This is a genomic window from Kineococcus lubricus, from assembly GCF_050871965.1.
Lineage (GTDB): Bacteria > Actinomycetota > Actinomycetes > Actinomycetales > Kineococcaceae > Kineococcus.
The window spans coordinates 105,255-130,664 of record NZ_JBJLSK010000010.1 but is presented as its reverse complement, the minus strand read 5'-3'; the positions used below and the strand labels follow the sequence as shown (position 1 = coordinate 130,664).

The following is a 25,410-nucleotide window of genomic DNA, read 5'->3' as shown; positions in this document are numbered from 1 at the left end:
CGGGCCGCCTCAGGGCTGGGGGACGCCCAGCCAGTCGTACCAGCCGCTGTGCAGCACCAGCCACGCCAGCAGCCCGTACCCGGCCTGCCCGGGGTGGACGCCGTCGGAGGCGGCGAGGTCGGCGTACCAGTCCTCGTGCTCCAGCAGCGGGGAGAACGTGTCGACGTAGGCGATCCGGCGGCGCGCGCAGACGTCGGCGAACGCGTCGGCCAGGTCCCCGATGCGCTCGTTGCGCTCGGCGTCGGAGACCGGGGTCGGGCCCACCACGAGGGTCGGCAGGCCCCGCGCCTCGCACTCGTCGAGGACGTTGGCGAGGTTGAGGCGGCTGCGGGCCAGGGTGGTGCCCGCGTCCAGGTCGGCGTGGCCCAGGCCCACCACGAGGCGGTGCTCGTCGCCGCCGACGAACCGGCGGGACGTCTCCTCGCGCCAGCGGTTGTTCAGCTCGGTGGTCGTCTCGCCCGGGACGCCGAGCGGGAAGAACGTGACGTCGCGGTCCTCGCGCGGGGTGCGGGCCGAGACGCGGCCCACCCAGCCCAGGGCGCGGGGGTCCCCGACACCGGTCACGAACTCGTCGCCGATCAGGCACACCCGCACGTCGTAGCGGCCGTTCACTGCAGGTCCTCGCTCACGCGGGTGGTGCTCCTCGGTCGTGGGGGGGCGGGGTGTCGGGGCGAGGATAGTCGCTCCCACGCACGGACCCCGTCACCCGCGACGGGTGACGGGGTCCTGGTGACGGGGCCGGTCAGCGGGCGAACGCCTCCTCGACGATGCGGCGCTGCTCGGCCTGGTGCCGCTTGGCCGAACCGGCCGCCGGGGACGCCGACGCGGGCCGCGAGACGAGCCGCAGCTTGGCCGCCAGCGAGGGGAACAGCCCCATCGCGACGTGCCACCAGCCGCCCTGGTTGGCCGGTTCCTCCTGCACCCAGACCGGCTCGGCGTTCGGGAACCGGGACAGGACCGCCAGCACCTGCTGCACCGGCAGCGGGGCCAGCTGCTCGAGCCGGACGATCGCCGTGCGGGTGTCCCCGCGGGCGGTGCGCTCGGCGACGAGGTCCCAGTAGACCTTGCCCGAGCACAGCAGCACGCGGTCGACGCCCGCCGGGTCGAGCCCGCCCTGGTCGCCGATGACCTCCTGGAAGGTCCCGGTCGTGAAGTCCTCCACGCTGGACGTCGCGGCCTTCAGGCGCAGCATCGACTTCGGGGTGAAGACGATGAGCGGCTTGCGGGGCCGGGCGTAGGCCTGGCGGCGCAGCAGGTGGAAGTAGCTGGCCGGGGTCGAGGGGACCGCGACCGTCATGTTGTCCTCGGCGCACAGCTGCAGGAACCGCTCGATCCGGCCCGAGGAGTGGTCCGGACCCTGGCCCTCGTAGCCGTGCGGCAGCAGCAGCACGACGGAGGAGCGCTGGCCCCACTTCTGCTCACCGGCGGCGATGAACTCGTCGATGACGGTCTGCGCGCCGTTGAAGAAGTCGCCGAACTGCGCCTCCCACAGCACCAGCGCGTCGGGGCGCTCGACGGAGTACCCGTACTCGAACCCCATCGCCGCGTACTCCGACAGCAGGGAGTCGTAGATCCAGAACTTCGCCTGCTCGGCACCCTCGCGGCCCAGGTAGAGCAGCGGGGTCCACTCCTCGCCGGTGACCCGGTCGGTCAGCACCGCGTGCCGGGACACGAACGTGCCGCGGCGGGAGTCCTGCCCGGACAGCCGGATCGGGGTGCCCTCCATGAGCAGCGAACCGAAGGCCAGCAGCTCGCCCCAGCCCCAGTCGATGCCGCCCTCGGTGGACATCTGCTCGCGCTTGTCCAGCAGCTGCCGCAGCTTGGGGTGGACGGTGAAACCGGCCGGCGGGTTCGCCTGGACCTGGCCGATGTGCTTGAGCACGGCCGCGTCGACGGCCGTCTCGCGCGCCTGGACCGGCTTCTGCTCGTCGGCCTCCTGCGCCGACGGCTTCTCCAGCCCGCCGCGGCTGTCCCCGTCGCCGGAGCCGCCGTTGACGGTGCCCTTGGTCTCGGCGAACGCGCGCTCGAGCTGCGCCGAGTAGTCGCGCAGCGCCTCCTCGGCCTCCTCGACGGAGATGTCGCCGCGGCCGATGAGGCCCTCGGTATAGCTCTTGCGCACCGAGCGCTTCTTCTCGATGAGGTTGTACATCAGCGGCTGCGTCATCGAGGGGTCGTCGCCCTCGTTGTGACCGCGGCGGCGGTAGCACACCATGTCGATGACGACGTCCTTGTCGAACTCCTGGCGGAACTCGAACGCCAGCTGCGCCACCCGGACGCACGCCTCGGGGTCGTCGCCGTTCACGTGGAAGATCGGCGCCTGGATCATCCGGCCGACGTCGGTGCAGTAGAACGACGAGCGCGACGACGCCGGGGCGGTGGTGAACCCGACCTGGTTGTTGATGACGACGTGCACCGTGCCGCCCGTGCGGTACCCGCGCAGCTGCGACAGGTTGAGCGTCTCGGCCACGACGCCCTGACCGGCGAACGCGGCGTCGCCGTGGATGAGGACCGGCAGCACCGGGAACGAGGCGCCGCCGAGGTTGATGCGGTCCTGCTTGGCGCGCGCCACCCCCTCCAGCACCGGGTCGACCGCCTCGAGGTGGGACGGGTTCGCGGCGACGTAGACCTTCGTCTGCTCGCCGTCCTCGCCCGTGAACGTGCCCTCGGTGCCCAGGTGGTACTTCACGTCGCCCGAGCCCTGGACCGTGCGCGGGTCCTGCATGCCCTCGAACTCGCGGAACACCTGCGAGTAGCTCTTGCCGGCGATGTTCGTCAGGACGTTGAGCCGGCCGCGGTGGGCCATGCCCAGGCAGACCTCGTCCATCCCGGCCGAGGCGGCGCGCGAGAGCAGGCCGTCCAGCAGGGCGATGACCGACTCCCCGCCCTCGAGGCTGAACCGCTTCTGGCCCACGTACTTCGTCTGCAGGAACGTCTCGAACGCCTCGGCGGCGTTGAGCCGGCGCAGGATGCGCAGCTGCTCGGCCGCGGTCGGCTTGGCGTACGGGCGCTCGACGCGGTCCTGGATCCACTTGCGCTGCTCGGGTTCCTGGATGTGCATGTACTCGATGCCGACGGTGCGGCAGTAGGAGTCGCGCAGGACGCCGAGGACGTCGCGCAGCTTCATGTGCGCCTTGCCGCCGAACCCGCCGGTGGGGAACTCGCGGTCGAGGTCCCACAGCGTCAGGCCGTGGGTCTCGATCTCGAGGTCGGGGTGCATCCGCTGCTTGTACTCCAGCGGGTCGGTGTCGGCCATGAGGTGCCCGCGCACCCGGAACGCGTGGATCAGCTCGACCAGCCGCGCGGTCTTGTTGATCTGGTCGTCGTGGCTGATCGAGATGTCCGGCGTCCAGCGGATCGGCTGGTACGGGATGTGCAGGGCCTGGAAGACGCGGTCGTAGAACCCGTCCTCGCCCAGCAGCTTGGTGTGCACGATCCGCAGGAACTCGCCCGAGCCCGCGCCCTGGATGATGCGGTGGTCGTAGGTGGAGGTCAGCGTGATGACCTTGCTGACCGCCAGGCGGGTCAGCGTCTCCTCGCTGGCGCCCTGGTACTCCGCCGGGTACTCCATCGCGCCGACGCCGATGATCGCGCCCTGCCCCTTGACCAGGCGCGGCACCGAGTGGACGGTGCCGATCGTGCCCGGGTTGGTCAGGCTGATCGTGGTGCCGGCGAAGTCGTCGGCCGTGAGCTTGCCGCCGCGGGCGCGGCGCACGACGTCCTCGTAGGCGCTCCAGAACTCGGCGAAGTTCTTGGTCTCGCACTCCTTGACCGCGGGCACCATGAGCTGGCGCGACCCGTCGGGCTTGGGCAGGTCGATCGCGATGCCGAGGTTGACGTGCGCCGGCTGCAGGACGGCCGGCTTGCCCTTGGCGTCGGTCGTGTAGGCCGCGTTCATCGACGGCATGGCCGCCAGCGCCTCGACGACGGCGAAGCCGATGAGGTGGGTGAAGGAGACCTTGCCGCCGCGGGCCCGCTTGAGGTGGTTGTTGATGACGATGCGGTTGTCGACCAGCAGCTTGGCCGGGACCGCGCGCACGCTGGTGGCGGTGGGGACCTCGAGGGAGTCCTCCATGTTGGTCACCACGCGCGCGGCGGGGCCGCGCAACGGGGAGACGACGTCGGCGGCCGGCTGCGGCTCGGCCGCCGGCGCGGGCGCGGCCACGGGCTTGGGGGTGGGCGCGGGTGCGTCCTGCGCCGCGGGCCCCGGGGCGGTCTTCGGTGCCGGCACCGGCTCGGTCCTCGCCTCGGGCTGCACCTGGATCCTCGCCTCGGGCTTCGGCTCGGGCTTCGGCTGCGCCTGGGGTGCGGGCGCCTCGGCCGGCCGCGCTGGTGCCTGGCCGTTGACGTTGCCGTTGCCGTTGGCCGCCGGCGCCACCGACCGGGTCGTCCCGGCCGGGTTGTCGGCGGGGGAGTAGTCCTCGAAGAAGTCCCACCACGCCTGGTCGACGGAGTTCTTGTCGGCCTTGTACTGCTCGTACAGCTCGTCGACGAGCCATTCGTTCGGACCGAAGGTCGCTGCGATCTTGTCCTCGTGGTGCGAGGGCTGTTGAGGCACGGCGGTGTCGCCTTCTTCCTCGTTCGTGATTTCTCCGACTGCGGGCGCCCCACCACCCTATCCCGGTGTGGTATGCGGTCGCCCGCCGCCCTGCGGTCGCGCCGGAGGAGGACCCGTGACCGTGGTCACACCCACCGTCACCGTCCGGTGACGGTGGGTGTCTCGTCGAGCAAGCGCGGCAGGTGCACGTCGATCCGGCACCCGCCCTCCTCCGGCGTCGGCGCCACCCGGATCGTCCCCCCGTGCAGCTGCACCGCCCAGCGCGCGATCGCCAGCCCCAGCCCCGTCCCGCCGTCCGTGCGGGCGCTGCCGCGCTGGAAGCGCTCGAACACGCGCTCGCGGTCGGCGTCGGCGATCCCCGGCCCCTGGTCCTGCACCGTGATCCGCACGACCTGGCCCACCGCGCGGGCCGAGACGAACACCTTCCCGCCCGGCGGGGAGTGCCGCGAGGCGTTGTCCAGCAGGTTCGCCACGACCTGGTGCAGCCGCGCGGAGTCCACCAGCACCTCCAGGCCCGGCGGGTCCACGTCCAGCACGAACTCCACGTCCCGGCCCGTCATCGACATCGCCCGCGTCGCCTGCCCCAGGAACGGCTCCAGCTCCAGGTACTCCCGGTCCAGCTCCACCGCCCCCGCGTCCAGGCGGGACAGGTCCAGCAGCTGCTCGACCAGCCGGCCCAGCCGCTCGGTCTGGGCCAGCGCCGTGTTCAGCGTCTCGTGGTCCGGCTCGGTCACCCCGTCGACGAGGTTCTCCATCACCGCGTGCAGCGCCGAGACCGGCGTCCGCAGCTCGTGGCTCACGTTCGCCACCAGCTCCCGGCGCTCGCGGTCCACCGCCTCCAGGTCCTCGGCCATCCGGTTGAAGGCGTCCGCCAGCTCCCCGACCTCGTCGCTGGACGTCGAGCGCACCCGCCGCGAGTAGTCCCCCCGCGCCATCGCGCGCGCCGCCGCCGTCATCTCCCGCAGCGGCGAGGTCATGCCCCGCGCCAGCAGCTGCGTGAACACCAGCGTCACCACGATCGAGGCCGGCAGCGTGTACCGCGGGCCGATGTGGATCTCGGCCAGCCGCAACCCCGCCCACACCAGCAGCGAGGCCATCGTCACCGACGCCGCCACCAGCAGCGCCAGCTTCGTCTTGATCGAGTGCACCGGGTCCAGCGGGCGCACGTCCGGCCACGGCCGGCGCGTGGCCGTCCGGTCGGCGGCCTTGGCCGCCCGCACGCGCGCGTCGTGCGCCGCCCCGCTGATCGGGATGGGGCCCGTCAGCCCCGTCCCGACCGGCTCCTGCGGCTGCGGCCGCGGCTGCGGACCCGTCACGGGGCCTCCTGGCCGCCGGCCGGCTCGAACGCGTACCCGACCCCGTGGACCGTGCGGACCAGGTCCGCCCCCAGCTTGCGGCGCAACGCCTTCACGTGGCTGTCGACCGTCCGGGTGCCCGAGGCGTCGACCCAGTCCCAGACCTCCTCCAGCAGCTTCTCCCGCGTCAACACCGTGCGCGGGGACTCGGCCAGGCAGACCAGCAGGTCGAACTCCGTCGGCGTCAGGTGGACCTCCGCACCGGCCCGCCGGACGCGCCGCTGCGCGCGGTCGATCTCCAGCTCGCCGTCGGAGACCTCGAAGCGCATCGCCTCCGACGCCGGCTCCGGGGCACCGACCAGGGCGCGGGCGCGCTCGACCCGGCGCACCAGGCCGTTGACCCGGGCCACCAGCTCGCGCATCGAGAACGGCTTGGTCATGTAGTCGTCCGCGCCGACGCCCAGGCCCACGAGCTTGTCGGTCTCGTCGTCGCGCGCGGTGAGCATCAGGACCGGCACCGGCCGCGAGGCCTGCACCCGGCGGCACACCTCCAGGCCGTCGAACCCCGGCAGCATGACGTCCAGCACGACCACGTCGGGGTTCACCCGCTCGCACAGCTCCACCCCGGCCGGGCCGTCACCGGCGGTCTGGACCGCGTAGCCCTCGGCGCGCAGCCGGCGGGCCACCGCGTCGGCGATCGTGGGTTCGTCCTCGACGACCACGGCCGTGCGCGGCGGGGTCGCCGGACCGGGCTGGCCGCCGGGCCCGCCCTGGGCCGAGGGGGTTCCGATGCTCATGAGCGCCAGCGTAGGACCGACCCCGGTACCCCGGCCCCGGCCGCGACCGCCCCGCCCGCGGTGTGCACGAGCCCTGCACACCCTCTCCGCCGCCGCCAGCCGTCCTAGGCTGTGCGCGTGCACTTCCTCGACGGCCGCCAGCCCGAGCACGACCTCACCTACAACGACGTGTTCCTCGCACCGTCGCGCTCGCAGGTGACCTCCCGCCTCGACGTGGACCTGTCCACCCACGACGGCACCGGCACCACCGTGCCCGTCGTCGTCGCCAACATGACGGCCGTCTCCGGCCGCCGGATGGCCGAGACCGTCGCCCGCCGCGGCGGCATGGCCGTCCTGCCCCAGGACCTGCCCCTCGACGTCGTCGCCGAGGTCGTGGCCTGGGTCAAGGACCGCCACCCCGTCTTCGAGACCCCCGTCGTGCTGCACGAGCACGACACCGTCGCCGACGCCCTGGCCCTCATCCCCAAGCGCTCGCACGGGGCGGCCGTCGTCCTGGACGAGCGGCGCCACGTCCTGGGCGTCGTCACCCCCGCCGACTGCGCCGACGTCGACCGCTTCACCCAGGTCGGCACCGTGATGAGCCGCGAGCCCGTCACCGTGGACGCCGCCGTCGAGGACGACCTCGAGGCCGCCTTCGCCGCGCTGCACGAGGCGCGCCGCAGGTTCGCCCCCGTCGTGCGCGACCACGGCGACGGGCCGGTGCTGGTGGGCGCCCTGACCCGCACCGGCGCCCTGCGCTCGACCGTCTACGCCCCGGCCCTCGACGCGCGCGGGAAGCTGCGCGTCGCCGCGGCCGTCGGCATCAACGGCGACGTCGCCGCCACCGCGAAGGCGTTGCTGGACACCGGGATCGACACCCTCGTCGTCGACACCGCGCACGGGCACCAGGAGAAGATGCTCGACGCCCTGCGCGCCGTGCGCGCCCTGGACCCGCAGGTCCCCGTGGTCGCCGGGAACGTCGTGACCGCGCAGGGGGTCCGCGACCTGCTCGCCGCCGGCGCCGACATCGTCAAGGTCGGAGTGGGTCCCGGCGCCATGTGCACCACCCGGATGATGACCGGCGTCGGGCGCCCGCAGTTCTCCGCCGTCCTGGAGTGCGCCGCCGCCGCCCGCGAGCTGGGCGGTCACGTCTGGGCCGACGGCGGGGTCCGGCACCCGCGCGACGTCGCCCTCGCCCTGGCCGCCGGCGCCTCGCAGGTCATGGTGGGGTCCTGGTTCGCCGGCACCCACGAGAGCCCCGGCGACCTCGCCGTCGACGCCGACGGCCGCGAGTACAAGGAGAGCTTCGGCATGGCCTCCGCGCGCGCCGTCGCGGCCCGCACCCGCGCCGACTCCCCGTTCCAGCGCGCCCGCAAGGGCCTGTTCGAGGAGGGCATCTCCTCCTCGCGCATGCACCTGGACCCGCACCGGCCCGGCGTGGAGGACCTGCTGGACCAGATCACCTCCGGGGTGCGGTCCTCCTTCACCTACGTCGGCGCCCGCACGGTGCCCGAGTTCGCCGAGCGCGCCGTCGTCGGCCTGCAGTCCTCGGCCGGCTACGACGAGGGTCGCCCGCTGCCCGCGGGGTGGTGACCGCTTGATCCTCGAGGGCGTGCGCCGGGCCGACGGGTCGCCCGTGGACGTCACCACGACCGGGACCGGTCCCGGCCTCGTCCTCGTGCACGGCACCCGCGCGGCCGCCGACTACGCCCGCCTCGCCGACCGCCTCGCGGCCCGGTTCACCGTGCACCGCTACGAGCGCGAGCACACCGGCCGCGGCGGCGCGCGGTACGCCGTCGCCGACGACGTCGCGCTGCTGGGCGCGGTGCTGACCCGCACCGGGGCCCGGCTCGTCCTGGGGCACGGCCTGGGCGGGCTCGTCGCGCTGCTGGCCACCGCCGGGCTGCTCGAGCGCTGCGTCGACCGCGTCGCCGTGTACGACGCGGTGCTGCCCATCGACGGGTCGGTGCCCGAGGAGGCCATCGAGCAGGCCGCCCGGGCGCTGGCGACCGGCTCGCCCGACCTGGCCCTGGCCCACCTGGACCGGCACCTGCGGACGTCCTCGCTGCAGGCCGTCCGCTCCGAACGGGTCCAGCGGCTCCTCGGCGGCGTCCTGGCCCGCACCGAGTGGGGCCGCTCCACGGCCGCGCGGCTGCCGCAGGTCCTGGCCGAGACCCGCGCCGGCCTGCAGTTCGACGGGCCCGCCGAGGTCTACGCCGACCTGCCCGCCCGCGCGCTGCTGCTCACCGGGGAGCGCTCACCCGCCTACTTCGCCGAGGCCGCCCACGCGATGGCCGCCGCCGTGCCGACCGCGACGGCGCTGGTCGCCGGCGGGTGCGGCCACGACTCGCTGCTGCGGGCCGCGCGCCGCTGCGTGACCCCGCTGGAGACGTTCCTGGCCGGGGACACGCTGTTCTGAGACCCCGCCCCGGACCACGCCCCGGGACGGCGCCTCCCCGGCTGCCCGGCGGGGCGCCACCGTCTACCATCGGCGGAGTCATGAGCTCAGATCCCCGGCCCGACCCGGACCCCCCCACCGCCACCGGCTCGGGAGTCCCCCCGTGCTGACCGAGTGGCTGCTGCTGCTCGTGGGCGTCCTGCTCACCCTCGGCACCGCCGTGTTCGTCGCGGCCGAGTTCGCCTTCGTCACCCTCGACCGGTTCACCGTCGAGAAGGCCGTCGAGGACGGCGACCGCCGCGCCGCCGGCGTCCTGCCCGCGCTGCGCACCCTGTCCACGCAGCTGTCCGGCGCGCAGGTCGGGATCACCCTCACCACCCTGCTCCTCGGCTACCTCACCGAACCGTCCCTGGCCGCGCTGCTGAACGGGCCGCTGACCGGGCTGGGCCTGGGCCCCGGGCCCGCCGACACGGTCGCCGGGATCGTCAGCGTCGTCGTCGCCGCGGTGTTCTCCATGGTCGTCGGCGAGCTGGTCCCCAAGAACCTCGCCCTGTCCGTCCCGCTGCCCACCGCCGGGGTCGTCGCGCCGCTGCAACGGGGCTTCACCTGGTTCACCGGCCCCCTCATCCGCGTCCTGAACGGCAGCGCCAACTGGTTCCTGCGGCGCATCGGCGTCGAACCCCAGGAGGAGCTGTCCGGGGCCCGCTCGGCGCGGGAACTGGCCGCCCTCGTGCGCCGCTCGGCCGACCTGGGGACCCTGGACGAGGGCACCGCGAACCTCATCAGCCGGTCGCTGCTGTTCGGGGACCAGACCGCCGCCGACGTCATGACCCCCCGCGTGCGGATGGAGGTCGTGACCCTGGACCAGACCGCCGCCGACGTCGTCGCCAAGGCCCGCACCACCGGCCACTCGCGGTTCCCCGTCACCGGCGACGACGACGACGACGTGCGCGGCGTCGTCCACCTCAAGGCCGCCGTGGCCGTCCCGCCCGAGCGCCGCCACGACGTCCCGGCCGCCGCCCTGATGGCCCAGGCCCGCCGCGTCCCCGACTCCCTGACCCTCGAACCGCTGCTGCTCCAGCTGCGGCAGAAGGGGTTGCAGCTGGCCGTGGTCGTCGACGAGTACGGCGGCACCGCCGGGGTCGTGACCCTGGAGGACCTCGTCGAGGAGATCGTCGGGGACGTCTCCGACGAGCACGACCGCGACCGCGGGGGCCTGCGCCAGCACCGCGACGCCTCCTGGACGGTGCCCGGCCTGGCCCGCCCCGACGAGGTCCGCGACGCCACCGGCGTCGACGTCCCCGACGACCCCGCCTACGAGACCGTCGGCGGGTTCGTCATGTCCCGCCTGGGCCGCATCCCCGCCGTGGGTGACGAGGTCGAGGTCGACGGCGCGGTGCTGCGCGTCGCGCGGATGGAGGGCCGCCGCGTCGAGCGGCTGCGGCTGCGGCCGCAACCGCCGGCCCCGGCCCGGCCCGTCCCCGGCGCGCGCAGCGCCGGGGCCCCGACCCGACCCGGAGGCACCTCGTGAGCGACCAGGCGGCCCTGGCCCTGGCGGTCCTGCTCGTCCTCGGCAACGCGTTCTTCGTCGGCGCCGAGTTCGCCGTCCTGTCCGCCCGCCGCAGCCAGATCGAGCCGCTCGCCGAGACCAGCGCCCGCGCCCGGTCCGCGCTGCAGGCCATGGAGCACGTCTCCCTCATGCTCGCGGCCTGCCAGCTCGGCGTCACGCTGTGCTCGCTGGGGCTGGGGGCCGTGGCCGAACCCGCCCTGGCGCACCTGCTGGAGCCGGCGTTCCACGCCGCGCACCTGCCGGAGTTCCTCGTCCACCCCGTCGCGCTCGTCATCGCGCTGTCGATCGTGACGTACCTGCACGTCGTGGTGGGGGAGATGATCCCCAAGAACCTCTCCATCGCCGGCCCCGACCGGGCCGTGCTGCTGCTGGCCCCGCCGCTGGTCGCCATCGGCCGCGTCACCGGGCCGCTCATCCGGGCGCTGAACGCCCTCACCAACGCGATCCTGCGGCTGCTGGGGGTCGAGCCGAAGGACGAGGTCTCCAGCGCGTACACGGTCGAGGAGGTGCAGTCCATCGTCGCCGAGTCCCGCCGGGAGGGGACGCTGGACGACTCCGGCGGTCTGGTCACCGGCGCCCTGGAGTTCTCCGACCGGAGCGTGGGCGACATCGCCGTCCCGCTGGAGCACCTGCGGACGCTGCCGCTGGGCGCCACCCCCGCCGACGTGGAGGCCCTCGTCGCGCGGACCGGGTTCAGCCGCTTCCCGGTGCTGGACGCCGACGGCGACCTGCACGGGTACCTGCACCTGAAGGACATCCTGTACGCCGACCCCGCCGAGCACCCCGACCGGTACGCCGAACCGGTGCCGGAGAAGCGGATCCGCGCCCTGGGCACGCTCGGCGCCGGGGAGGAGGTCGAGGACGCGCTCGCGGCCATGCGCCGCACCGGCGCCCACCTGGCCCGGGTCGTGGACGAGGCCGGCACCGTGATCGGCGTGGTGTTCCTCGAGGACGTCCTCGAGGAGCTCGTCGGCGAGGTCAGCGACGCCATGCAGCGCGCCCGCGGCTGACCGCGGGCGCGCGGCCCTCAGCGCCGGGCCAGTCGCCGCCCGCTGGGCGTCGCGGCGGGGGAGTAGTCCATCCCGTAGTGGGCGTACACCCTCGGTTCGTCGTCGGGGCCGAGCTCGTCGTCGGTGCCGAACGCGGGAGCCGCCTTCACGGTCTCCTTCGAGTGCGCGACCCGCAGGTCGTGCCGGCCCACGGCCGCCCCCTCGAGGGGCACGAGCACGGCCTTCTTGAACCCCACGACGCCGGTCTCCACGGCGGCGAACAGCCACTCGTCGGTGGCCGCGTCGACGTACACCGCGGCCAGGGTGCCGATCTTCGCGTCGCTCACGTCGACGACGGGGGCGCCCTTCCACTGGTTCAGGTCCTGCACGAGGATCGTCATGCCGCTCACTGTGGACGAGCCGTGCCCGGCCCGCCACGCGAGCCCTCCTTCACAGGACCCTCCCGCCGCCCGGCCAGGACCGGCCCGTCCCGGGTGAGACGATGGCGACGGCATGAGCGAGCAGACACCCCAGCGGACGACCCTGACCATCAACTGGCTCCAGATCGCCGGCGGAGCGGGCGCGGCGGTGACGTCGGCGTTCGCGCTGGCCAGCCTCAAGAGCCTCGGCACGTACGGCACCCTCGTCGGGGCGGCGCTCGGCAGCGTCATCGCCTCCACGGCGGCCGCGATCTACGGGCACTACCTGAACGTGAGCCGCGAACGCGTCCTGGAGGCGGCCCGCCGCGCCCGCGAGCGCCGCACCGGCCCCGTCCCGCCCGCGCAGGACGAGCACCCCGACCGCACCGAGCCGCCCGTCGGCGAGGGTGAGCCCGCGCCGGGGCCCGACCCGCTGCCCGCCCCGCCGCGGCGGCGGTTCCGCGCCCGGCACGCCGTGGTGCTGGGGGTCGTGGCGTTCGTGCTGAGCGTCGGGGGGATCTTCGTGTTCGAGTCGGTGAGCGGGACCAGCGTCGCCGCCACCGTCCAGGGCGGCACCACCTCCACCACCGTCGAGCGGGGCATCCTGGGCAACGAGCTGCCGCGGTCGACGCCCACGCCCGCGTCCACGCCGACGGGCACCGCGACGTCCGAGGCGACCGAGTCGGGCACCGCCACCGCGACGAGCACCGAGACCTCCACGGCCACGGAGACCGCGACCGCCACCGGCACCGCCACGAGCTCGCCGACGGCCACCGGCGACGGCACCGCCACCGGTTCGGCGTCGGCCACGGCCACCGCCACCGGCCGGTCGACCCAGGAGGCCTCCCCGACGGGGTCCGCGGCCGGGGCGCAGACGGCCACCGCGGACGCGAAGGCGGCGGCGGGCGACGACGCGCTCGCCGCGCCGACGGGGACGGCGACCGCAGCTCCCTAGCGGGAGCGGGTGGTCTCGCTGGGCCGCAGCTCCTCCGGCACCAGCTCGAGCATCTCCTCGGGCAGCAGCGGCAGGTCGAGCAGGCTGAGTTTCACGCGCGCCCGGCGCCCGTGCCCGGCGGAGTCGAGGCGGATGACGTGGCCGGCGTCGCGCTCGACGCGCAGCTCGATGACCGACCCGGGCGGCAGCTCACCGGCCGCGATGCCGTCGACCTCCACGACGGGGGGCCCGGACTTCTCCAGCAGCTCCAGCCGGACCGGCTCGTCGACGCCCAGCACGATGGGCCGGCCGATGCCGGACATCGGCGCCACCGGCGTGACCAGCAGGGCGTCGGCGCCGGGGGAGACGACGGGGCCGCCGGCGGCGTAGCTGTACGCGGTGGACCCGGTCGGGGTCGCCAGGACGATGGCGTCGCAACGCAGGTACCCGATGCGCTGGTCCGCGACCGACAGCGCGGCCGTCACCGTCCCGCGCCCGGGGGTGCGGGCCAGGGCGATGTCGTTGAAGGCCACCGCCTCGCGGTGCTCGGTGCCCGTGCGCAGCTCGGTGCGCAGGCACAGGTGCGGTTCGACGGTGAAGTCCCCGGCCGCGATCCGCTCCAGCGCCCCGGGCAGCTCGCGCGGTTCGAGCTCCACGAGGAAGCCCAGGTGACCGAGGTTGACGCCCAGGACGGGCACCGCGCGCCCGACGAGCAGGCGCAGCGCACCCAGCATCGTCCCGTCGCCGCCGAGGCTGACGACGGCGTCGACGGTCGCGGCGAACTCCTCCACGCCCACGAGGGCGACGGACCCGGGCAGCCGGGCGGCGTCGGTGCGCAGCCCCACGACCTCCTTGCCGTGCTCACGGGCCCACGCCTGCACCAGGAGCGCCTGCTCGACCGTGTCGCGGACCGGGTGCACGACGAGACCGAGGCGGCCGAGGTGTCGGGAGGGCACCTGCGACACGCTAAACGCCCCCGGCCCCGGACCGCAGCGCGGGGGTCAGGCCGACTCGCGCACGCCGCGCCCGGCCCCGCGCCCGGCGGCGTCGGCGAGGGAGTCGCGGCCCAGGCGGCTGGTCCGGGCCCGCGGGACGACCAGCGGCGTGCCCGTCTCGGGGTCGGGGATGACGACGCAGGGCAGGCCGAAGACCTCCTCGATGAGCTCGGCCGTCACCACCTCGGCCGGGTCGCCCTGCGCCATGACCCGCCCGGCCTTCAGGGCGACCAGGTGGGTGGCGTACCGGGTGGCGTGGTTGAGGTCGTGCAGGACCGCGACCATCGTGCGGTCCTGCTCCTCGTGCAGCTGCGCGCACAGGTTGAGGACCTCGATCTGGTGGGCGATGTCGAGGTACGTCGTCGGCTCGTCCAGCAGCAGGATCGGCGTCTCCTGCGCGAGGGCCATCGCGATCCACACCCGCTGCCGCTGCCCCCCGGACAGCTCGTCGACGGTGCGGTCGGCGAGCTCGGCGACCTGCGTCCACGCCATCGCGGCGTCGACCGCGCGCTCGTCGTCGCGCGACCACTGGCGCAGCAGCTTCTGGTGCGGGAAGCGGCCCCGGGCGACCAGGTCGGCCACGGTGATCCCGTCGGGGGCCGTCGCCGTCTGCGGCAGCAGCCCGAGCCGGCGCGCCACCTCCTTGCTGGGCAGGGAGTGGATCTGCTCGCCGTCGAGGAAGACCTTCCCGACCTTCGGCTTGAGCATGCGCGCCAGGGACCGCAGCAGGGTCGACTTGCCGCAGGCGTTGGGCCCGATGATGACGGTGAAGGAGCCGTCGGGGATCTCGATGTCGAGGTCGGAGGCGATGGTGCGGTCGTCGTAGGCCAGGGTGAGGTTCTCGCCGCGCAGCCGGTTGCCGGTGCTCATGGGGGTCCTTTCGTGAGCCTTGCGTGGGCCGTCGTGGTCAGCCGCGGCCGCGACGCCACTGGGCGACGAGCAGGTAGGCCAGGTAGAGGCCGCCCACGGCGCCGGTCATGACGCCGACGGGCAGCTGGGTCGGGGCGAACAGGCGCTGGGCGGTGAAGTCGCTGACCAGCAGCAGGAGCGCACCGGTGAGGCCGGCGGCGACCAGGCCGGGACCGACGGCCCCGGTGAGCCGGCGCGCGACCTGCGGGGCGGCGAGGGCGACGAAGGCGATCGGCCCGGCGGCCATCGCGGCGAGCGCGGTGAGCGCCGTGCCGATGACGAGCACGAGCAGCCGGGTGCGGCCCACGTCGACGCCGAGGCCCCGGGCGGCGTCGTCGCCCAGGTCCAGCAGGGTCAGGGAGCGCCCGGCCAGCAGCAGGACGGGCAGCAGCACGGCCAGCCCGATCCCCACCGGGGTGGCCTGCTCCCAGCCGCGGCCGTTGAGGGACCCGGTGATCCACACCTGGGCCTGCTGGGCGTCCTCCACGCGGGACCGGGTCAGCAGGTAGTTGTTCGCGGCCTGCAGGACGGCCGAGACGCCGATCCCGACGAGGATGAGCCGGTAGCCCTGCACGCCGCCGCGGGTGGAGAGCAGGTACACCAGCACCGCGGTCACCCCGCCGCCGACGAGGGCCCCGAAGGAGGTGGCCCAGCCGCCGGAGTGCAGCACCAGCAGCACCACGAGCGCACCGGTGACGGCACCGGAGGTGAAGCCGATGACGTCGGGGGAACCCAGCGGGTTGCGGGTGACGAGCTGGAACACCGCCCCGGCCACCCCGAGGGCGCAGCCGACGAGCAGGCCCGTGACCACGCGCGGCAGCCGCAGCCCCAGGACGATGAACTCGTCGGCGCGCTCGCCGCGGCCGATCAGCGTCCGCAGCACGTCGGGGACGGTGACGGGGTAGTCGCCGGTCGTCAGGCTGACCGAGACGACGGCCAGCAGCGCGACGAGCAGCCCGAGGCAGACCGTGAGGGTGCGGCCCTCCACGCGCACGGAGAACCCCGACCCGGCGCGGACGGTGCGGCCCCGGCGGGCCCGGTCGGCGACGCGCTGGCGGGGGAGGCGGACGGACTCGCGGTCCACCCGCGCCGGGGGCTCGGCGGCCACGAGCCGCGGGGGTCGCCGGCGGTTCACAGCTGGGCCAGCCGGCGGCGGCGGACGAGGGCGACCAGCACGGGGGCCCCCAGCAGGGCGGTCACGATGCTGACCTCCAGTTCACCGGGCCGGACCACGACCCGGCCGACGACGTCGCCGAGCAGCAGCAGCGCCGGGGCGACGATGCAGGAGAACGGCAGGACCCACCGCTGGTCGGGGCCGGTGAGGGCGCGGACGAGGTGGGGCACGGCCAGGCCCACGAAGGCGATCGGGCCGGCGGTCGCGGTGGCGGCCCCGCACAGCAGGGTGACGGCGACGGCGGTCAGGACGCGGGTCCGGTTCACGTGGGCGCCCAGCGCCTTGCCGGAGTCCTCGCCCAGCGCCAGGGCGTTCAGCGGCCGGGCCTGGGTGAGGGCCAGCGCGGTGCCGACGGCGAAGAACGGCAGCAGCTGCCGGAAGACCGTCAGGTCGTGCCCGGCGAGGGAGCCGACCTGCCAGAAGCGGAACCGGTCGAAGGTCTGGGTGTCGAGCAGGACCTGGGCGGTGGTGTAGGCGTACAGGGCCGCGGAGATCGCGGTCCCGGCCAGGGCCAGCCGCACGGGGGTCGCCCCGCCGCGGCCGGTGGCCCCCAGGACGTACACGCCGACCGAGACGACCGCCGCCCCGACCATCGAGGCCCAGACCAGCTGCGAGCGCGAGGTGGTGCTGAAGACGCTGAGCGCGGTGACCATGGCGGCCGCCGCGCCGGCGTTGACGCCCAGCAGGCCCGGGTCGGCCAGCGGGTTGCGGGTCAGGGCCTGCATGAGGGCCCCGGACAGGCCCAGCGCCACGCCGACGACGATCCCGACCAGGGTGCGGGGCACGCGCAGCTCCTGCACGACCAGCGCGTCCTGGGAACCGGCGCCGAGGCCGCGCAGGACGTCCAGGACGGTCCCCAGCGGGATCTGCCGGGACCCGACGGCGAGGCTGGCCAGCACCGCCAGCACGAGCAGGCCGACGGCGACGGCGAAGGCCGCCGGGCGGTTGACGCCCCGGCGCGGAGCCGGTCTCGGGCGGGCGGGGACCGCCGCCGGGGGCGGCGCGCTGGTCGTGGGAGCCACGACGAGTGAGGGTAGCCTCTCCACGCCTCGGCGGGGGACCGGGCGGTCGGACGGGCGGTCGACCGGGGGTCCGCGGAGGGCCCGCGGGAGAGCCGGACCGGGCCCGGGCTGTTGCCCGGGGCCGCACCTGCCGATGGGCAGGGTGAGGCGACGACTAAGGTGGTCGCCGGCGGTCACCACGCGGTGACCGCGGTCGAGTGTTCAGCCCGGCCCCGCGAGCGGGGCGACGGGCGCAGGTCCCCCGGTGGTCCACGGGTGCGGTCGGGCACCACGGCCGACCCTGTCGTGACCCCCACCGGAAGGCACCCCGTGAACTCGTCCGCGTCCCGCGGCCCCCGCACGTCCACCCCCAGCACCCCCGCCGGCGACGGCTCCGTGCCCCGTCCCCGCCGTCGCCGTCGCGGCGGTGGTGGCGGCGCCGGCAGCGCCCAGGGCCTGCCGGCCCAGCGCGAGCAGGCGACCCGCCCGCAGCCCGCCCGCGCGCAGGTCGTCCCCGACACCGCGACCGAGGTCGTCACCGACGACCGCTCCTTCGCCGAGCTCGGCGTGCCCGCGGCCCTCGTCGACGTCCTGGCCGCCCGCGGCGTCGACCGCCCCTTCCCCATCCAGGCCGCGACCCTGCCCGACTCCCTCGCCGGCCGCGACGTCCTGGGCCGCGGCCGCACCGGCAGCGGCAAGACCATCGCCTTCGCCCTGCCGCTGGTCGCGCGCCTGGCGGCCTCCGCGCAGCCGCGGCGCTCCACCCGCCCGCGCTCGCTGGTCCTGGTGCCCACCCGCGAGCTGGCCAACCAGGTCGCGGCCACGGTCACCCCGCTGGCGGCCGCCGCGGGCCTGCGGACCACCGTCGTCTTCGGCGGCGTCGGCCAGAACCCGCAGGTCAGCGCGCTGCGCGAGGGCGTCGACGTCCTCATCGCCTGCCCGGGTCGCCTGGAGGACCTCATCGGCCAGGGCCACTGCCGCCTCGACGCCGTCGAGGTCACCGTCCTGGACGAGGCCGACCACATGGCCGACCTCGGCTTCCTGCCGGGCGTCAAGCGGCTCATGGACGCCACGCCCGTCGTCGGCCAGCGGCTGCTGTTCTCCGCGACCCTCGACAACGGCATCGACGTCCTGGTGAAGCGGTACCTGTCCGAACCGGTCGTGCACTCGGTCGACCCCGCCGTCGCCCCGGTCTCCACGATGGAGCACCACGTGCTCGAGGTCGCCGCGGACGCCAAGAACGCGCTCGTGCGCGAACTGGCCGCCGGCCGCGGCCGCACGGTCCTGTTCACCCGGACCAAGCACGCCGCCAAGAAGCTCGCCAAGCAGCTCACCGCCGCCGGCATCCCCGCGGTCGACCTGCACGGCAACCTCAGCCAGAACGCCCGCGAGCGCAACCTCGGCGCCTTCTCCGACGGGTCGGTGCGCGTCCTGTGCGCCACCGACATCGCCGCCCGCGGCATCCACGTCGACGAGGTCGGGCTGGTCGTGCACGTGGACCCGCCGACCGAGCACAAGGCGTACCTGCACCGCTCGGGCCGCACCGCCCGCGCCGGCGCCGGCGGCCTCGTCGTCACCGTCGCCACCCCCGACCAGCGCGGCGACGTCCGCACGCTGGCCCGGCAGGCCGGGATCAGCCCGCAGTGGACCGCCGTGGGCACCGGCCACGACCTCACCGCCCGCCTCGTCGGCCCCGCCGCCGACTGGGTGGACCCGGCCGACTCGCCCGTGCCCACCGCCCCGCCGCAGCCGCAGCGCGCCCCGAAGGCCCGCGCCCAGGCCGCCCCGGCCGCGCCGTCGGCCGGGGGGTCCACCGGCGCACCGCGCCGGCGCCGTCGCGGTGGTCGCGGCGGCGGCACGAGCACCCCGGCGCGCTGACGTCCCGCACCGTACGTTGAGCGGGTGGGCGCTCGGCGCGGGAGGCAGTGGTGGGGGTACAGCCACCCGCACAGCCGCGCCGTCGCCCACCTGCTGTTCTGGCTGCTCGTCGCCGGCGTCCTCGGCGCCCTCTACTGGTGGTTCAAGGGCCGGCACGCGCCGGTCCGCGCGGCGCCCGTCCGGGTCGCGCAGGGGGTCGTCGCGGGCCTGGCCGTCGGGCTGGTCCTCGTCGGGACCACCTGGCGCAGCCTGACCGACCTCGGCGACGCCCCCGTGTGCAGCGCCCCGCCGGGGGAGGAGTGGGGGTCGACGGTCGAGGTCGCGCCGCCCACCGCCTCGGTGCTGGCCCAGAAGGTCGCGACCTGGCCGGAGACCGGCCTGGCGATGCTCTACGCCGACGCGCGCGGCCTCACCGTCTGCCGCTACGCGGCCGCCGACTACTACGTCGGCGTCGAGTCCCGGGCCGTCGCCGGGAAGCGGACGGTGAACTTCGGCGACATGGTGATCTCCCCCCGGTTCCCCACCGTCCCCTCCGAGGCCGCCGACCTGGCCCGGCACGAGTCGCGGCACCGCCCCCAGTGGGCCGTCGCGACGCTGATCGGCGGCCCGGCGGCCTTCCCCGTCGCCTACGGCGTCGACGACTTCTTCTTCCCCGGCTCCCGCAACCACTTCGAGCGCGAGGCCGGGCTGAGCTCGGGCGGGTACGCCTGGGAGGGCGCCGGTCCCGTCATCGGCCCGGCGCAGGCCGCGGTGCTCGCGCTGGCCGCCGCAGCCGGCGCCGGTGCCCTGGTGCGCCGTCGGCGCGCCGCCCGGGTGCGGGCAGGATGACCGGGTGCTGCCCGACGGACTCCTGACGACCCTGCCCGTCGGGGCCGCCGTCCCCGCCCTGCTGGACGCCCTGCGCGGAGCCGGGACCGCCGTGCTGCAGGCCCCGCCCGGAACCGGCAAGACCACCCTCGTCCCGCTCGCGCTGGCCGACGGCGCGGTCGCCGGGGGCCGCGTCGTCGTCGCCGAACCGCGCCGCCTCGCCGCCCGCGCCGCCGCCGCCCGGATGGCCTCCCTGCTGGGCGAGGAGGTCGGCGGCCGCGTCGGCTACGCCGTGCGCGGGGACCGCCGCGCCGGGCCGCGCACCCGCGTGGAGGTCGTCACGACGGGTCTGCTGCTGCGCCGGCTGCTGCGCGACCCCGACCTGCCCGGCGTGGACGTCGTGGTGCTCGACGAGGTCCACGAGCGGCAGCTCGACGCCGACCTCGTCCTCGCCTTCGCCCTGCAGGCCCGCGAGCTGCTGCGGCCGGACCTGCGCCTGGTCGCGGCCTCGGCCACCCTCGACGTCCCCAAGCTCGCGCAGCTGCTCGGCGGGCCCGTGGTCACCGCGACCGCGCCCGTCCACCCGCTGGAGGTGCTCTGGTGCCCGCCCCCGCGGCCCGTGCGGCCCCCCGAGGGCCTGCGCGTCGACCCCGCCCTGCTCGACCACGTCGCCGCCCTCGTGCGCCGCGCGCTCACCGAGGCCACCGGGGACGTGCTGGTGTTCCTGCCGGGAGCGGGGGAGATCCGGGCGGTGCAGGGGCGCCTGGGGGGACTGGACGTCGACGTCGTCGCGCTGCACGGCCGCCGCTCGGGCGCCGAGCAGGACGACGCCCTGCGCCCCGGCCCGCGCCGCCGGGTCGTGCTCTCGACCGCCGTCGCCGAGTCCAGCCTGACCGTCCCCGGGGTCCGCGTCGTCGTCGACGCGGGCCTGGCGCGGGTCCCGCGGATCGACCACGCCCGCGGCTTCGGGGGCCTGGACACCGTCCGGGTCTCCCGCGCCTCGGCCGACCAGCGGGCCGGGCGCGCCGCGCGCGAGGCGCCCGGGACCGTCCTGCGGGCCTGGTCGGCGGCCGAGCACGCGCTGCTGCCCGCGCACAGCGCCCCCGAGGTCATGACGGCCGACCTGACCGCGTTCGCGCTGCTGACGGCCGCTTGGGGCGACCTGGCCGACCTGCCGCTCCTGGACCGGCCGCCGGCCGGGCCGCTGGCCGCGGCCCGCGACGCCCTGCACCGGCTGGGGGCGCTCGCGGACGGGGTCGTCACCCCGCTGGGGCGGGCGATGGCCGACGTCGGGGTGCACCCGCGGCTGGCCCGGGCGCTGCTGCGCGGCGCCGAGCTGGTCGGCCCGCGGCCCGCCGCGGAGGTCGTCGCCCTGCTGTCGGAGGAGACCGGCCGGTCCGGGGACGACCTCGTCGCCGCCTGGCGCGCCGCGACCCGCGAGCGGCCCGCGCCGTGGCAGCGGGAGGTGCGCCGGCTGCTGGCCGCCGTGCCCGAGCGCCCGGGGCGCGGGCGGCCGCACGACCTGCCGAGGGACCTGGCCGCGGGTGCCGTCGTCGCCCTGGCGCACCCCGAGCGGGTGGCGCGGCAGCGGTCGGAGGGCTCGGCCGCCTACGCCACGACGGGCGGGACCGGGGTGGAGCTCGCCGAGGGCAGCGGGCTGCGGTCCGCGCCGTGGCTGGCCGTGGCGGTCGCCGACCGCGGCCCGGGCCGGGCCGCGGCCCGGGTGCGGGCGGCCGCACCGCTGGACGAGGCGACCGCGCGGGACGTCGTCGGCACCGAGGTGGTCGAGGAGGTCCGCTGGGACGGCGACGTGCGGGCGCGGCGGGTCGAGCGCCTCGGCGCGCTGGAGCTGTCGTCGCGGCCGTGGCCGGACCCGCCCCCGGAGGCGGTCGCGCAGGCCGTGGCCGAGGGCGTGCGGCGCGAGGGCCTGCGGCTGCTGACCCTCGGCCCGGCGGTGGCCTCGCTGCGCGCCCGGGTCGCCTGCTGCCGCGCGGCGCAGGGGGAGCCGTGGCCGGACCTGGGGGACGAGCACCTGCTGGCCACGTTGCCGCAGTGGCTGGGGACGGAGCTGGCCGGGGTCCGCTCGCGGCGCGACCTGGCCCGCCTCGACGTCCTCGCGGCGTTGCGGGCGCTGCTGCCGTGGCCGCAGGCCGGCCGCCTCGACGAGCTCGCCCCCGAACGGCTGCCGGTCCCCACCGGCCGCGCGGTCCGCCTCGACTACGCCGACCCGGCCGCCCCGGTGCTGGCGCTGAAGCTGCAGGAGGCCTTCGGCTGGACGGCGACGCCGCGGCTCGTGGACGGCCGGGTGCCGGTCGTGCTGCACCTGCTGTCCCCGGCGGGCCGTCCGCTCGCGGTCACCGCCGACCTGGAGTCGTTCTGGCGCAACGTCTACCCGTCGGTGCGGGCGGAGGTGCGCGGGCGCTACCCCAAGCACCCGTGGCCGCAGGACCCGCTGGCGGCGGCGCCCACGGCCCGCGTGGCCCGGCGCTCAGGCTGAGCGGTCGCCGGCCCCGGGAACCGGCCCCTGCGCCGACCAGGGGAACTCGATCCAGCGGTCGGTCTCCTTCCAGGCGTACTCCGGCTCCAGCCGCGTGGTCGGCTTGCGGTAGACGACGACCGACCGCGCCTCGACGCCGGCTTCGGCGCACATCCGCACGACGACGGCCAGGGTGCGGCCGGTGTCGGCGACGTCGTCGACGACGAGGACGCGCCGGCCGGCGAGCTCGGTCAGGTCCACCGACGGGGGCAGGACGACCGGCTCGGGCAGCCGGGAGCCGACGCCGGTGTAGAACTCGACGTTGATCGTCGCGGTCTCCTTGACGTCCAGGGCGTAGGCCAGCCCGGCGGCCAGCGGCAGGCCGCCGCGGGCGATGCCGAGCACCACCTCGGGCCGGAAACCGTCGGCGACGACGGTGGCGGCCAGTTCGCGGACGGCCTCCCCGAAGGCCGACCAGGTGAGCACTTCGCGGGCGGGGTCGGCGGTCGTCACCGGCGCACTCTAGGGGGTGGCCGATTACGATCACCGACTGTGACCAGTCGTGGCGCCGAACGGACGGGCGGACCGTCGTGAGCCCGCCCCTGAGCACCGTCGACGTCGTGGTCGTCGGCGCCGGGCAGGGTGGCCTGTCGGCCGCCCACTTCCTGGACCGCGCCGGCCTGGCCCCCGGCCGCGGTTACGTCGTCCTGGACGCCGACGACGCCCCCGGGGGAGCCTGGCGGCACCGCTGGCCGGGGCTGACGATGGCCCGGGTCAACGGCGTCCACGACCTGCCGGGCTACCCCCTGGGCGCCGTCGCCCCCTCCAGCCCCGCCCGCGAGGTCGTCCCGGCCTACTTCGCCGAGTACGAGCGGCGGCTCGGGGACCCCGTCCGGCGGCCCGTCGCGGTGCGCGAGGTCCGCACCGCCGGGGCCCGGCTGCTCGTCGACTCCGCCGCGGGCGCGTTCGCGGCCCGCGCGGTGGTCAACGCCACCGGCACCTGGACGAAGCCGTTCTGGCCCTCCTACCCGGGGCGCGACTCCTTCGCCGGCCGGCAGCTGCACACCGCGGACTACCGCGGGCCGGAGGAGTTCGCCGGGCAGCACGTGGTGGTGGTCGGTGGTGGGATCTCGGCCGTGCAGCACCTGGAGGAGCTGCACGGCGCCGGGGTCGGCACCACCTGGGTGACCCGCCGGGAGCCGGTGTACCGGGAGGACTTCGACGTGGAGGCGCGGCGCGAGGCCGTCGAGGTCGTCGCCCGCCGGGTCGCCGCGGGCGAGCCGCCCGGCAGCGTCGTGTCGGCCACCGGGCTCGTCCTGACCCCGCGGGTCGCGGCGCTGCGCGACCAGGGCGTCCTCAAGCGGCACCCGCCGTTCCAGCGCGTCGTGCCCGACGGCGTGCGGTGGGCCGACGGGTCCGGTCAGCGCGCCGACGCGATCCTGTGGGCCACCGGCTTCCGGCCGGCGCTGGACCACCTGCGGCCGCTGCGGCTGCGGGAGCCGGGCGGGGGGATCCTCGTCGACGGCACGCGCGTGGTGCGCGAACCGCGGCTGCACCTGCTGGGGTACGGGCCGTCGGCCAGCACGATCGGCGCGGGGCGGGCGGCGCGCGAGGCGGTCCGCGCGGTCCTCACCGGCCGCTGACGCCCGGCTCCTCCTGCGCGAGGGCGAACGGGACGGTGAGCACCCCGGCCCGGGTCCGGACGTGGTAGCGGCTGCGGCCCACCCGCACCACCTGCCCCGTCGTCCCGGCGTGGCGCCCGCCGCCGCCGACCCGGACCCGCGCGCCCACCGGCAGGAGCCGGTGCGGGAGGTCCCCGGGGCCGCCGCTGTGCAGGAGCTCCCAGTCCCGGCGGTAGCCCGGCGGCATCGCCTCCGGCGGCACCGGGCGGCCCCGGAAGGTCCAGCTGACGACGTTCGCCGGGTCGGGGCGGCGGCCGCACCGCCCGCAGCACACCACCCGCGAGGGCCTGCGGTGCCGGGTCACGACGTGCCCCGCCGGGCAGGTGCCGGTCCACGCCCCGGGGACGCGGGCCGCCGTCGACGTCCGCTCGGCCGAGCAGCCGATGCGGCGCGCCGTCGCCCGCCAGAGCGCGTCGTGACCGTGCCGCGGCCCCACGAGCGCGTGCGCGACCTCGTGCAGGACGGTGTCGCGCACCTCGGCCTCGTCGTGCAGGGCGGTGAGCGGTGCGCTCAGGCCGATCTCGCGCCGGTCGGCCCGGCACACCCCCGCCCGCGTCCTGGCCCGGTCCAGCACCAGCGTCCACCCGGTCAGGCCGTGCTCGTCCAGGAGCCCGCGCGCCATCGCCAGCGCCGCCTGCAGTTCCACCCGTGCCTCCTCGCGGTCCCGCCCGGCATCCCAGCACGGGGTCCCGACGTTCAGCCGAGCAGGGTGGAGATGAGCAGCGCGAGGATGACGGTGTTGAAGACGAACGCGACGAGGCCGTGCACGAGGACCTGCCGGCGCACCGCCCGGGAGACCACCGCGACGTCGGTCGGCCCGAACGTCGTGCTCACGGCCGCGGCGAAGTACACGTAGTCGCCGAAGCCGCGCGGCGGCTCGCCGGGGAACTCCAGCCCACCGCTCGCGCAGTGCGTGCGGGCGTACTCGGCGGCGTAGCTGACCAGCACGTTGACCCAGGCGCCCACGACGAGGACGACGGTGCCGACGGCCATCAGCACCGAGCGCCCGCTGACCCCGAGGGCGGCCAGCACCGCGGCCGCGGCCAGGGCGAACGCCGACCAGGCCACGGCGTTCCGCGTGCGGCCGGGCATCTCCAGCAGGCGGCGCCACCACGAGGGGTTGCGCGCGATCCGCTCCCGGCACGCGCCGTCGAAGTCCCGGACGAAGGTCGCGGTGGTGACGGCGGAGTAGGCGAGCAGGTAGAGCCCGTACCACAGGACGACGATCGTGAAGCTGGAGCCGAGGCCGTCCTCGAAGGCGCGCGAGAGCACGAAGGACGGGACGGCCGGGGCCAGGAAGGAGAGGTGGGTGCGCCGCGACTCCGTCCGCAGCAGGCGGGGCAGCGGGGAGGTCGGCAGCGGGACCGGGGCCATGGGGCGCACCGTAACGAAGAGGGCGCCGCACGAACCGCGCGACGCCCCCCGGATGTGCCCCCGGCAGGACTCGAACCTGCGCACACGGCTCCGGAGGCCGATGCTCTATCCGCTGAGCTACGGGGGCCCTGCGGTGCGTCGCAGACACTACCAGCGATGCGGGGCGGTCCGGACCACG

21 protein-coding genes and 1 tRNA gene are annotated in these 25,410 nt (G+C 75.9%); 9 read left to right on the top strand and 13 right to left on the bottom strand.

The annotated features are described in order from the left end of the window. Window positions 1-9 precede the first annotated feature (9 nt). From ACRYRX_RS09750 to ACRYRX_RS09735, 4 genes are all read right to left on the bottom strand, one after another. Entirely contained in the window at window positions 10-612 is a 603-nt protein-coding gene (locus tag ACRYRX_RS09750) for a GDSL-type esterase/lipase family protein (protein ID WP_432511662.1), read from the bottom strand. 130 nt (window positions 613-742) lie between these two features. After that, entirely contained in the window at window positions 743-4,555 is a 3,813-nt protein-coding gene (locus tag ACRYRX_RS09745) for a multifunctional oxoglutarate decarboxylase/oxoglutarate dehydrogenase thiamine pyrophosphate-binding subunit/dihydrolipoyllysine-residue succinyltransferase subunit (RefSeq protein ID WP_432511661.1), read from the bottom strand. 137 nt (window positions 4,556-4,692) lie between these two features. Continuing rightward, window positions 4,693-5,871: a sensor histidine kinase gene (locus ACRYRX_RS09740; RefSeq protein WP_432511660.1), complete on the bottom strand. Its 1,179-nt coding sequence runs from the start codon at window positions 5,869-5,871 to the stop codon at window positions 4,693-4,695. Continuing rightward, on the bottom strand, window positions 5,868-6,647 hold the full coding sequence (locus ACRYRX_RS09735) for a response regulator transcription factor (RefSeq protein WP_432511659.1): 780 nt from the start codon (window positions 6,645-6,647) through the stop codon (window positions 5,868-5,870). Before ACRYRX_RS09735 ends, ACRYRX_RS09740 begins: the two co-directional genes overlap by 4 nt. A gap of 117 nt (window positions 6,648-6,764) precedes the next feature. Here ACRYRX_RS09735 and ACRYRX_RS09730 point away from each other — a divergent pair, with 117 nt between their 5' ends. The 4 genes from ACRYRX_RS09730 (at window position 6,765) to ACRYRX_RS09715 (ending at window position 11,604) form a co-directional block, all read left to right on the top strand. Continuing rightward, the gene (locus ACRYRX_RS09730; protein ID WP_432511658.1) at window positions 6,765-8,219 is read left to right on the top strand and encodes a GuaB1 family IMP dehydrogenase-related protein; all 1,455 of its coding nucleotides are present in this window, start codon (window positions 6,765-6,767) and stop codon (window positions 8,217-8,219) included. A 4-nt stretch (window positions 8,220-8,223) separates the two neighbouring features. Next, entirely contained in the window at window positions 8,224-9,045 is an 822-nt protein-coding gene (locus ACRYRX_RS09725; RefSeq protein WP_432511657.1) for an alpha/beta fold hydrolase, read from the top strand. Window positions 9,046-9,187: 142 nt separating this feature from the next. Continuing rightward, entirely contained in the window at window positions 9,188-10,555 is a 1,368-nt protein-coding gene (locus ACRYRX_RS09720) for a hemolysin family protein (protein WP_432511656.1), read from the top strand. Continuing rightward, a complete protein-coding gene (locus ACRYRX_RS09715) occupies window positions 10,552-11,604 on the top strand; it encodes a hemolysin family protein (protein WP_432511655.1) in 1,053 nt (350 codons plus the stop codon). Before ACRYRX_RS09720 ends, ACRYRX_RS09715 begins: the two co-directional genes overlap by 4 nt. 17 nt (window positions 11,605-11,621) lie before the next feature. On the opposite strand, the gene ACRYRX_RS09710 is transcribed toward ACRYRX_RS09715, so the two are convergent. Beyond that, window positions 11,622-11,984, bottom strand: a complete 363-nt coding sequence (locus ACRYRX_RS09710; RefSeq protein WP_432511654.1) for a PRC-barrel domain-containing protein — start codon at window positions 11,982-11,984, stop codon at window positions 11,622-11,624. A 112-nt stretch (window positions 11,985-12,096) separates the two neighbouring features. On the opposite strand from ACRYRX_RS09710, the gene ACRYRX_RS09705 reads away from it, so the two are divergent. Continuing rightward, window positions 12,097-12,957, top strand: a complete 861-nt coding sequence (locus ACRYRX_RS09705) for a hypothetical protein (RefSeq protein WP_432511653.1) — start codon at window positions 12,097-12,099, stop codon at window positions 12,955-12,957. Here the strand turns inward: ACRYRX_RS09705 and ACRYRX_RS09700 are convergent. The 4 genes from ACRYRX_RS09700 to ACRYRX_RS09685 are packed head-to-tail and all read right to left on the bottom strand — an operon-like array spanning window position 12,954 to window position 17,036. Next, window positions 12,954-13,892 (bottom strand): NAD(+)/NADH kinase, encoded by a 939-nt coding sequence (locus ACRYRX_RS09700; RefSeq protein ID WP_432511652.1) that lies wholly within the window; start codon window positions 13,890-13,892, stop codon window positions 12,954-12,956. The two genes, ACRYRX_RS09705 and ACRYRX_RS09700, sit on opposite strands and share 4 nt — an antisense overlap. 45 nt (window positions 13,893-13,937) lie before the next feature. Then, the gene (locus ACRYRX_RS09695; RefSeq protein WP_432511651.1) at window positions 13,938-14,801 is read right to left on the bottom strand and encodes an ABC transporter ATP-binding protein; all 864 of its coding nucleotides are present in this window, start codon (window positions 14,799-14,801) and stop codon (window positions 13,938-13,940) included. A 37-nt stretch (window positions 14,802-14,838) separates the two neighbouring features. After that, entirely contained in the window at window positions 14,839-15,948 is a 1,110-nt protein-coding gene (locus tag ACRYRX_RS09690) for a FecCD family ABC transporter permease (protein WP_432511650.1), read from the bottom strand. Between the two features lie 23 nt (window positions 15,949-15,971). Next, a complete protein-coding gene (locus ACRYRX_RS09685) occupies window positions 15,972-17,036 on the bottom strand; it encodes a FecCD family ABC transporter permease (protein WP_432511649.1) in 1,065 nt (354 codons plus the stop codon). 309 nt (window positions 17,037-17,345) lie between these two features. Between ACRYRX_RS09685 and ACRYRX_RS09680 the strand changes: the two genes are divergently transcribed. The 3 genes from ACRYRX_RS09680 to hrpB are packed head-to-tail and all read left to right on the top strand — an operon-like array spanning window position 17,346 to window position 22,197. Next, entirely contained in the window at window positions 17,346-18,893 is a 1,548-nt protein-coding gene (locus tag ACRYRX_RS09680) for a DEAD/DEAH box helicase (RefSeq protein WP_432511648.1), read from the top strand. A 24-nt stretch (window positions 18,894-18,917) separates the two neighbouring features. Beyond that, window positions 18,918-19,721 (top strand): hypothetical protein, encoded by an 804-nt coding sequence (locus ACRYRX_RS09675; protein ID WP_432511647.1) that lies wholly within the window; start codon window positions 18,918-18,920, stop codon window positions 19,719-19,721. 4 nt (window positions 19,722-19,725) lie between these two features. Beyond that, window positions 19,726-22,197: an ATP-dependent helicase HrpB gene (gene hrpB, locus ACRYRX_RS09670; RefSeq protein ID WP_432511646.1), complete on the top strand. Its 2,472-nt coding sequence runs from the start codon at window positions 19,726-19,728 to the stop codon at window positions 22,195-22,197. On the opposite strand, the gene ACRYRX_RS09665 is transcribed toward hrpB, so the two are convergent. Then, entirely contained in the window at window positions 22,189-22,689 is a 501-nt protein-coding gene (locus ACRYRX_RS09665) for a phosphoribosyltransferase (RefSeq protein WP_432511645.1), read from the bottom strand. The two genes, hrpB and ACRYRX_RS09665, sit on opposite strands and share 9 nt — an antisense overlap. 77 nt (window positions 22,690-22,766) lie before the next feature. Between ACRYRX_RS09665 and ACRYRX_RS09660 the strand changes: the two genes are divergently transcribed. Continuing rightward, on the top strand, window positions 22,767-23,819 hold the full coding sequence (locus ACRYRX_RS09660; RefSeq protein WP_432511644.1) for an NAD(P)-binding domain-containing protein: 1,053 nt from the start codon (window positions 22,767-22,769) through the stop codon (window positions 23,817-23,819). Here the strand turns inward: ACRYRX_RS09660 and ACRYRX_RS09655 are convergent. From ACRYRX_RS09655 to ACRYRX_RS09645, 3 genes are all read right to left on the bottom strand, one after another. Continuing rightward, window positions 23,806-24,504: a SprT-like domain-containing protein gene (locus tag ACRYRX_RS09655; protein WP_432511643.1), complete on the bottom strand. Its 699-nt coding sequence runs from the start codon at window positions 24,502-24,504 to the stop codon at window positions 23,806-23,808. The two genes, ACRYRX_RS09660 and ACRYRX_RS09655, sit on opposite strands and share 14 nt — an antisense overlap. Before the next feature lie 50 nt (window positions 24,505-24,554). After that, complete coding sequence (locus tag ACRYRX_RS09650) at window positions 24,555-25,232, bottom strand: DUF1345 domain-containing protein (RefSeq protein ID WP_432511642.1); 678 nt, start codon at window positions 25,230-25,232, stop codon at window positions 24,555-24,557. Between the two features lie 55 nt (window positions 25,233-25,287). Next, window positions 25,288-25,359 (bottom strand) — tRNA-Arg (locus ACRYRX_RS09645). Window positions 25,360-25,410: the final 51 nt, after the last annotated feature.